Annotated in this window: 1 pseudogene; it reads left to right on the top strand. The window is 46.2% G+C overall.

Annotated elements, in window-relative coordinates:
• A pseudogene (locus tag R0K30_RS23605) lies at nt 1–234 on the top strand (TIGR00375 family protein); the annotation flags it as partial.

Genomic DNA, 234 nt, shown 5'->3' with positions numbered 1-234 from the left:
CTTGATCCGTATACATTTTTAACAAATTCTGATGCGCATTCCTTAGGAAAAATCGGCAGAGAATATAATGAAATGCTTCTTAAAGAAGCGAATTTCACGGAATTTTCGCTGGCTTTAAAAGGGAAGGACGGAAGAAAAATCACGGCGAATTACGGGCTGAACCCGAAGCTCGGGAAGTATTACCGGACGGCTTGCGACCGTTGCGGCAGCCCGGTTGAAAAAGGAGCTTCCGCC

It is taken from the genome of Bacillus sp. SIMBA_154 (assembly GCF_046536015.1).
GTDB classification, from domain to species: Bacteria; Bacillota; Bacilli; order Bacillales; family Bacillaceae; genus Bacillus; species Bacillus pumilus_P.
Note: the sequence above shows the minus strand (reverse complement) of the source record. Positions and strands in the feature narration are given on the sequence as shown.